The sequence below is a fragment of the Dietzia sp. CW19 genome, from assembly GCF_014145265.1.
GTDB lineage: Bacteria > Actinomycetota > Actinomycetes > Mycobacteriales > Mycobacteriaceae > Dietzia > Dietzia natronolimnaea.
Window position 1 is genome coordinate 1 of the sequence record NZ_JAALEE010000211.1, and the last position, 2,547, is coordinate 2,547.

Here is a 2,547-nt window from a genome sequence, read left to right on the forward strand (position 1 = left end):
TGATGGCCCGGTCGGCGGCCGCCGGGACGGTCTCGGTGGGGAACGCCATCGCCACCGCGCCGATATCGGTGCGCTGGGAGGCCAGCAGGGCACAGACCCCGCCACCGAGCCCGTGACCGGCCAGCCCGATCCGGCGGGGATCCGCGCGGACGGTACCGCGGCCGAGCCTGGCCTGCAGGACGTCCTCGATCGCGGCCGACAGGTGGTCGGCGAAGTGTTGGTGGTTCGGCCGGGGGGACCGGTCGGTCGCGGGCGCGACCACGACGAAGCCCCACGAGGCGAGGTGCTTGAGCGTGTCCGTGTAGTCACGGGGGCCCTTGGTCCAGTCGTGGGCGAAGCCCACCACCGGGGCGGGTGACGGCGCGTCACGCGGGACGAACACCGCGCCCGGCGTCCCGGTGAAACCGAGATCGCCCGTGTCGACCCCGTAGGGGCCCCGCCGGTTCACTTTGTCGAGCAGAGCTTTGGTCTTGATGGCCACGAGGGCCACAGTATCGCCTCCGGGGGGGTCGACGGTGCCGGGGCGTCGGGACGGCGTGGCTACACTTAGCGGCCATGTGCGGAATCGTCGGTTATGTCGGGCATCAGGCTGCCCTCCCTGTCGTGGTCGAGGCCCTGCGGCGGATGGAGTACCGCGGATACGACTCCTCGGGCGTGGCCGTCCTCGACGGTTCGGGCGCCTCGCGCGTGGAGAAGAAGGAGGGCAAGCTCGCCAACCTCGAGGCCGCGCTGGACTCCGCCGGGCACGACAGCTTCCCGGGGACCACCGGGATCGGACACACCCGCTGGGCCACCCACGGGCGCCCCAGTGACCGCAACGCCCACCCGCACGTCTCGGGCGACGTGGCGATCGTGCACAACGGCATCATCGAGAACTTCGCCCCGCTGCGCGCCGAGCTGGAGGCCGCGGGGGTCGAACTGGTGTCGGACACCGACTCCGAGGTGGCCGCGCACCTGCTCATGTGCGAGATGGCGTCCGGACCGCACGCGGGGGACTTCGTCGCCTCGTGCCGGGCCGTGCTGAACCGCCTCGAGGGTGCCTTCACCCTGGTCTTCAGCCACGCCGCCCACCCGGGCACCCTCGTCGCGGCGCGTCGGTCGACCCCGCTGGTGCTGGGCGTGGGGGAGGGCGAGATGTTCCTCGGTTCGGACGTCGCGGCGTTCATCGAGCACACCCGTGAGGCGGTGGAACTCGGCCAGGACAACGTGGTGGTGCTGCGGGCCGACGGCTACGAGATCACCGACCTCGCCGGCGAACCCACCGAGGGCCGCCCGTTCCACATCGACTGGGACCTGGCCGCCGCGGAGAAGGGCGGCTACGACTACTTCATGCTCAAGGAGATCGCCGAGCAGCCGGCGGCGGTCGCCGACACCCTGCTCGGCCACTTCCAGGACGGCCGCATCGTGCTCGACGAGCAGCGGATCAGCGACCAGGACCTCAGGGACATCGACAAGGTGTTCATCGTGGCCTGCGGCAGCGCGTACCACTCCGGCATGGTGGCCAAGTACGCCATCGAGCACTGGACCCGCCTGCCCTGCGAGGTCGAGATCGCCTCGGAGTTCCGCTACCGGGACCCGGTGCTGGACCGGTCCACCCTGGTGGTGGCCATCTCACAGTCGGGTGAGACCGCCGACACCCTCGAGGCCGTGCGTCACGCCAAGTCCCAGAAGGCCCGCGTCCTGGCGGTGTGCAACACCAACGGGTCGCAGATCCCCCGTGAGGCCGACGCCGTGCTGTACACCCATGCCGGCCCCGAGATCGGCGTGGCCTCCACCAAGGCGTACCTGGCCCAGATCACCGCCAACTACCTCGTGGGACTGGCGCTGGCGCAGGCCCGGGGCACCAAGTACCCCGACGAGGTGGCGGCCGAGTTCCGTCAGCTCGAGAAGATGCCCGAGGCCATCCAGAAGGTGGTCGACTCCCTCGACCCGGTCCGCGAGATCGCGCGGGAGCTGGCCGACTCGAAGTCGGTGCTGTTCCTCGGCCGCCACGTCGGCTATCCGACGGCGCTCGAGGGCGCGCTCAAGCTCAAGGAGCTGGCGTACATGCACGCCGAGGGGTTCCCGGCGGGTGAGCTCAAGCACGGACCGATCGCGCTGATCGAGGACGGCCTGCCCGTCTTCATCGTCATGCCTCCGGTCGAGGGTCGGGGAGTCCTGCACTCCAAGCTCGTGAGCAACATCCAGGAGATCAGGGCCCGCGGTGCCCGGACCATCGTGATTGCCGAGGAGGGGGACGAGGTGGTGCGACCGCTGTCGGACTACTTCATCCCGATCCCGGCCTCGACCACCCTGCTCCAGCCGTTGCTCGCGACCATCCCCTACCAGGCGTTCGCCGCCGAGGTCGCCGCGGCCCGTGGGTACGACGTGGACAAGCCCCGCAATCTGGCCAAGTCCGTCACGGTGGAGTGATCCGCCCCCGGGTCTGATTCCGTCTGGGATCGTGGACGTCATGTTGCGCGCGCACCCGGTCGAGGCGATCCGGGCCGCCGAGGGCCCGCTCATCGAGGCGGCCGCGGCGGCGGGGGACCCGGACGCCGTGATGCG

Annotated in this window: 2 protein-coding genes; one reads left to right on the top strand and one right to left on the bottom strand. The window is 70.7% G+C overall.

Going from position 1 to position 2,547, the window contains the following annotated elements; genetic code table 11:
• A partial coding sequence (locus G6021_RS07040) for a dienelactone hydrolase family protein (RefSeq protein ID WP_347238925.1) occupies positions 1-481 on the bottom strand: 481 nt, incomplete at its 3' end.
• Between the two features lie 74 nt (positions 482-555).
• Here G6021_RS07040 and glmS point away from each other — a divergent pair.
• Positions 556-2,412 (top strand): glutamine--fructose-6-phosphate transaminase (isomerizing), encoded by a 1,857-nt coding sequence (glmS, locus tag G6021_RS07045; RefSeq protein WP_179524682.1) that lies wholly within the window; start codon positions 556-558, stop codon positions 2,410-2,412.
• Positions 2,413-2,547: the final 135 nt, after the last annotated feature.

What these genes read in the sequence shown, in the direction of transcription:
- glmS (WP_179524682.1), top strand. Translation starts at nt 556, where the DNA reads ATGTGCGGAATCGTCGGTTATGTCGGGCATCAGGCTGCCCTCCCTGTC.